The organism is Ruegeria sp. PrR005 (assembly GCF_010500245.1).
Taxonomy (GTDB): Bacteria; Pseudomonadota; Alphaproteobacteria; order Rhodobacterales; family Rhodobacteraceae; genus Ruegeria_B; species Ruegeria_B marisflavi.
The window spans coordinates 1-6,397 of record NZ_JAAGOX010000030.1; the positions used below are offsets into that span (position 1 = coordinate 1).

Consider the following 6,397-nt stretch of genomic DNA (forward strand, 5'->3'; position numbering starts at 1 on the left):
CGGGGAAAGGTTCACATGGCTCAGTTCTCAGTGGAAATTATCCGCCGGCCCGGCTCACTTCTGGGTGGAAATCAACAACAGACCACCGATCTCACTTGAGATCCGGATCATTGCCATCGAGTGCTGGTGGGCGAACTGCCCTCGCTGCTCCCTGCGGCCCAGCAATCAGAGCTGGTATGTTCAAGCTGAGATCACGTTACATCAATCTAACACATTGATCAACAACAATTATTTTAACTCTTTCTTAACTGATTACCTTCGCTGGGGGGCGTCGGCGCTCGTCTGGAGGCCCTGTTTCTAGGTACCAAAGTTCGGGGTGGCGCTAAGGGAGGCGGTCATCATCAGGACGTTTGGAGAATACACAGCAGCTCGCGTCCATGGTGGGCTCAGCGGGTGAAAATCGTGTGGAAAGGAGGTCAGCGACAAACAAAGGTTCGCACGCTTTGTGCTATCGGTAGAGAGGGCGGACACCGGCTATTCTCTGCGACCGCGAGAAACCCGAGTCGAAACGGCGAAAGCTGCCGTTCAGTCCGGGCTTCAAGATCATTTTCTGAACCGGACCTTCGCTGCGCCGGTTTCGAGCGTCTCACATGCGGGACTTTTCAGCCCTTCGCTGCAACTGCAGCATTTCGGTTTTCCAAAGCGCGATGTGTGCTGGAGATGGCTTGAACCAGAGCTCGTTTCCAAGAACAAATGAAAAACTCAAAATCGATAAAGCCGACGTTCGAAGTTTCCTCTGGTTGGACATCTTCGCTGAGACGATGCGCCACTTACATTTGTCTCAAGGCGAACTATGCAGCCAACTCAGCGAGCAATGCGCGCGCCTGCATCTGCTCTTCCAGGCAATCTCCTTCGGTGATGCTTTCATGGACGGGTTTGAGAAGAGAGATAGCGTCAGCGTTTCGACCCTGTTCCTGCCAGAGGCGTGCGAGGTCGATGGCTGCGCGCAGTTCCCAAAGTCTGGCGCCCTGCTGCCGGGCGACGTCGATGGCCACTAAAAGGTGTTTTTCTGCGGATCCTCCGTTGCCGTCCACATTTGCCAACTCAGCCTGTAAACGATGCAAATCGGATAAGGAGTACCGTTCACCGGTCGCTTCCATCGCGTCCTGGGCCATAGCCGCCAAATCCTTGGCTGGACCGAGAAGACCGAGCGCCAAGGCGCGTTTTCCCGCTTCGACCCTGAAAGTTGGTACGAAAACACCATTCATGCCTGCCGCCATCTCAGCATCGAGAGTAAAGAAGCGATCTATACCTGCCCGTTCACCCCGACCGGCTCTCAGCAGGTCCGAGGCTATCCGAGCTATGCTCAACCAGATATGCAGGTTGTGTTCCTCGACAATCGGGTGCAACGCATTCAGATGACGCAACAAGGCAGACTCATCATTCGCTATAATCGCGTGGATAATAAAGTGACCATGCATATAGCAGATAGTGATTATATGGCCTGACTCCAAAGCCCGGCTCTCCGCTTCTCGCGCGTGCAGCGCGGCACGGTTTGTTTCGCCCATGAGAAGAGAATTTAAAGATTTGTAGATATGGGCTGCTACACCAATCTCTTGCCCAAACCGAAAAGCGAGGCCATCGTGCTTGGCTGGATCATAGAAGGCGAGAGACTTGTCCAAGAAGCTTTTCGCCTCGACAAGCCTGCCCGACATCATTGAAAATACGCCCCGACTGCGATTTGCCAAAACTAGTTCTGTCGTATCCCCGGACTTCTCGGCCACGTCTAGAAGAAGCTGAGACCATGACAAGGCTTTGGAATGTTCGGCTCTAACGTATCGTCCGGCCCAAAGAGCGAAAACGACATCGAATCTTAACGGTGTGTCTCCGATCAGATCTGCCAGAACCAGCGCGCGTTCCATTTCTGTCTTCGTCTCATCGGCGGCATATCCAATACCCTGCAGGCAGGCCATTCCGAGTTGAACCTGCAAGGCAAGGGCACTCTCGATAACCGGGCGTTCACCGCCTTCGACGTTTGGATTGATCAAGGCGATCGCGCGACGAAGGTTGGAGATGCCTTCCTTGAATGCGGGTCGCGCGATCGCGGCCTTGCCTGCCGCTTCCCACAGGTCGATTGCGCGGTCAGTAAGCCCAGCCGCCTCGGCGTGGACTGCCAAGACCTCGGGTGCGATGTCAGCGTCCGCCTCAAGTGCAGCCAGGATTCGCGCGTGGATAGCCCGGCGCTTCTCCTTCAGTTGGCTCTCATAGGCAGCGTCGCGGACCAGCGCGTGTTTGAACAGATATGTCGCCTCAGGCGGGAGGCCCCGGCGGTAGATCAGTTCCGCCCCGATAAGGCCATCCAGAGCAACGGCCAGTTCGGCTTCGGGCAATAGGGAGATCTGCGCCAGCAGCCCGTGGCTGAACTCGCGCCCAATGCAGGCAGCCGTCTGCGCCACTTCCTTGATTGGTTGCAACCGGTCGAGCCGCGCCATCAGGCTGTCGTGAAGTGTGGTAGGGATGGCAATGGTGCTGAGCGGTCCATTCAGAACCAGCCGGTCACCTTCTTCTTTCAAGGCGCCGGATTCCAGGATCGTCTTGGTCAGTTCCTCGACAAACAACGGCACACCGTCGGTGCGCTGCGCGATGATCGCCATGATCTCGTCCGGCATCGCCTTGCCGCCGGTCAGCTTGGCGACGATGTCTCCGATCTGATCCTTGCCCAGCCGGTTCAATGCAAAGCGTGTCACGATAGGATGACCGCCAAAGCCATACTCAAAGCTGGGACGCGCCGTGGCGAGAATCATGACCTTCTGATCGGCAACCTTATCCAACAGAAGGTCGAGCAATTCCAGTGAAGTCGGGTCGATCCAGTGCAGGTCTTCGTAGACCAACAGTACGGGCTTGCCCTGGCTTTGCTGAACCAGCAGCTTGGCCAGGGTCTGCATCGTGTGCGCTCGTTGTTGGGCTGGTGTCAGGTCAAGCGCACCGTATCGCGCCGTGCCGTCGAGACCCATCATCGGCGTGATCAGCTTCAGCATCTCGGGGTCCTGACCGAGCAGCGCCTCCAGCTTGTCCAGCCGGGTATCCAACCCGTCCGCCGATGTGAACCCGGCGGCGAAAGCGATCTGCTGAATGACCGGATAGAACGCTGAATCCGCGTGATAGGGCGAGCATTGATAGGTGATGCGGGTGTGGTCAGCCTTCGCAACCTCGTCGATCACTGCTCTGGTGATGCGCGACTTGCCGATACCGGCCTCGCCGCTCACGATGACCATCTGGCCCTGGCCGGATTTGGCGAGCGCCCAGCGTTCCAGCATAAGCTCGATCTCACGGTCGCGCCCGACGATGGGGGTCAGTGTGCCGGACTGGCGTGCCGCAAAGCGGCTCTCGACGGATGTCTCTCCTTCAACAACAAAGGCCTCAACCGGCGCACCCACGCCCTTCAGTTCCTGTTCGCCGATCGACGTCAGCTTGTAATTTTGGCCCAGCAGACGGCGTGTTTCGCTTGGAAGGACAAGCTGGTTCGGCCCTGCAACGCCTTGCAGACGCGCGGCCAGGTTGGGGGTTTCTCCGACAACGGCTGCCTCTTGAGTTGCGCCGCTGCCGATCAGGTCTCCAACGATCACGACACCCGTCGCGACACCGATGCGGGTTGCCAGCGCTGAACCGTCGGGCGCCTTTGTCGCTCTGACGCTGTCGATGATCGCCAGCCCCGCCCGCACTGCGCGCTCCGCATCGTCTTCTCCGGCCCGTGGCCAGCCGAAGTAGCACATCACCCCATCGCCCATGAACTTGGCGACAAAGCCCTCATACCGGCTCACCACACCAGCCACCGTGTTCTGATAGCCCGTGATGACATTCCGCATGTCTTCAGCGTCCAGCCGGGTTGCCATCTCGGTCGAGCCCACAAGATCAACGAACATCACCGTCAGGTGGCGGCGTTCGGCATCAAGTGCAGGTTGAGTTTTCTCGGGTGACGGCTGAACTTGTTCGGCAGGGCCATCAACCGGCGCAGCATTCTTCATCGCCGCAATAGCGCTGCTTACCCTTCGCCGCGGCCCGACCGGCAGTCCGATTTCCTTGAGGTCATCCTCCGTCAAATTCGCCAGATCAGCAAATTCGACCTCTGCATCGGCAAAGGCGGACGCAAACTTATCCAGACCGAGCTTCGCGAGCCAGCTTTGAACGTCCTGCAACTTGATCCCCCACGGATGCCGGTGTAAGCAACCGACACCTCCCCAAAGCTCGACACTAGCCCATTTTTAGTTTGTGTCACGCCTTTACATTACGCTTCAATCAGACCCTTTAACGGCAGATATGCCTGTCGACGGCAACTTGATCCGGGAGGTTCCAGCAACTTGTGCTGGTCCTTGACGGTCAGAAAAGCTGCACGATGAATGAATGTCCGCAATGCGAAAACGGCACAGCAAAATACGGGATAGGACTGGCGGGCATGTCAGGGCTGGTCGTGAAAATTCCAGATCGTGCTGCAAGTGCTAAATGGACCCATCGCGACGCGGCTGGTTTGGGCTCTGAGCCCGTATTCGCGGTGTTTGACATTAACGTCGCCTGCCGAAGCGTGAATGTCTCGGGTGCCACGGGCAAGGCCAAAGATCAATGGCTTGGCGTTTGTGGCGAACGGCCGGTTTCCTGCGGTCTGAGCCAAGGTGCGTGCCGCGGTCGCATTGGGCCGCTTCGAGCCCTAATTGCTCATTGCCAAAGATTCAGCGAAGTTCGGGTTTCCGGGTCTTGCAAGATACAAGCAGTGAAAACGATGCTCATGAACGAACGTCTGTGATACTGATGACTACAGTTTCACTGATGAATACTTGGGATCCTGAATGACTAAATTACTCTGGTTGTGTCATGCGGGCGGCGGAAACCTACCGCCCAGTTTGGGGGTCGCCCGGGCACTTGAGCGGCGTGGGCACGAAGTTGTCTTCGCGGTAAAGTCTGACATGACGGACCGCATCGACCGCGCCGGGTTTCGTAGCATCGGTGTGTCCTCTAGTGACAGCGATTTGCCCCGCTATTCGGGCGGCCCTCCTGCACCTCCGCTGGCCTGCTATCTCACCTCTCCCAATGTTTCGGACGAGCTGAAACGCATCATCAAAGCGCAACAGCCCGGTGTGCTTTTGGTGGATGCAATGTTCCCTGCCGCACTGGCCATAAGTCCGACATTTGGGTTGCCGACTGTTGTCTTCAGTCACACTTTTCTGTTCCGGCAAATGGAGACTTGGCGAAATGTCATCGCACAACTTGGAGCGATGCGCGTGGATGCGGGATTCGATCCGCTGCCAGATGCCGACGCATTGTGGCTATCGCAAACTCGCATGATCGTAACATCGGTCAAGGAGTTGGAAGCCCCCGCATTGCCTGGTTGGGAGAAAGTACGGCACGTAGGGCCGATCATAGAAGACGAAAGTATCGCCCAGACAGCAGACCTTCCTTGGGATGCTTCCGATTCGACGCCAATGGCGTTGGTGAGTTTCGCAACTGCCAAAGGACAATTCTCGCAAGATAAGATTCAGCGTGTCCTCGATGGGCTTGCGGCTGTTCCAATTCACGTTGTAGCGACAACAGGCGTGCATGCCGTTCTTGAAGACTTGCGGATTCCGGGGAATGCAGTTGCGCTCAAATACGCTGCCCACAATCCGATCCTGCGGCGGGCGGCCCTCTGCGTGACTCATGGCGGGCACGGCACCCTTATGCGCTCTCTCATTCACGGAGTGCCAATGTTGGTTCTTCCCGGCACAGGACATGATCAGTTCCCTAACAGCAAAGCGGTCGACGAATGGGGGGTCGGCAAAGCCCTGGCCGGTGATGCAACTCCGACCGAGATCAGCATTGCCGCACAAAGCCTCCTGAACACGGCGTCATTCGGTGAAGAGGCAAAACGGCTGGGACAGATGATATCCACCTATGACGGTGCAGAAAACGCTGCTACGGAAATCGAAGCGGTGCTTCAGGCCTGAGCCTGTTTTACTTTTACCGCGCTTTTGAGAGGTATTTCCGTAATTGGCGGGAAACATCGATCTTATTGAAAGGTCTCAAGCGGACACTCGTTCAGTATCGGCAATTGGAAGCTTTGTCCGCAACCCGGTCATTGCCGTCGAAAAAATGCTGCGCGATGCATGAACGGCCGGAACGCGAGAGCTGCATCGCGGCGTCGCGGCCTGTGATGAAAGTCAGGAAAGGGCCGAAATTGTCAAACTAGGCACCGCAATTCGGTTCTGGAACGGCGGTTGCGCCCTCCCGCAACCACTTCTTCCGAACAAGCCGCCATTGGGCGGCTTTTGTCATTCTGCGCCAAGCCAATCATCGCCGTCAGCGCCTCTTCAAGTTCCAGCACGATCCCTTGACCTGGTAGTGTCAAAGATTGTTGATTTCCACCCAGAAGTGAGCCGGGTTTTTCATCGAGAAGTGAGCCACCTCTGTTTATGGATTTCGGGTTATG

Annotated in this window: 3 protein-coding genes; 1 reads left to right on the plus strand and 2 read right to left on the minus strand. The window is 56.9% G+C overall.

The window, feature by feature from the left end:
• Positions 1-791 precede the first annotated feature (791 nt).
• Positions 792-4,136 (minus strand): adenylate/guanylate cyclase domain-containing protein, encoded by a 3,345-nt coding sequence (locus G0P99_RS15485; protein WP_164131391.1) that lies wholly within the window; start codon positions 4,134-4,136, stop codon positions 792-794.
• 762 nt (positions 4,137-4,898) lie between these two features.
• Here G0P99_RS15485 and G0P99_RS15490 point away from each other — a divergent pair.
• Positions 4,899-5,915, plus strand: a complete 1,017-nt coding sequence (locus tag G0P99_RS15490; protein ID WP_164131392.1) for a glycosyltransferase — start codon at positions 4,899-4,901, stop codon at positions 5,913-5,915.
• A 233-nt stretch (positions 5,916-6,148) separates the two neighbouring features.
• Here G0P99_RS15490 and G0P99_RS15495 read toward each other — a convergent pair.
• Positions 6,149-6,397 (minus strand): hypothetical protein (locus G0P99_RS15495; RefSeq protein WP_164131394.1); only part of this gene is annotated, 249 nt, incomplete at its 5' end.

What these genes read in the sequence shown, in the direction of transcription:
- G0P99_RS15490 (WP_164131392.1), top strand. Translation starts at nt 4,899, where the DNA reads ATGACGGACCGCATCGACCGCGCCGGGTTTCGTAGCATCGGTGTGTCC.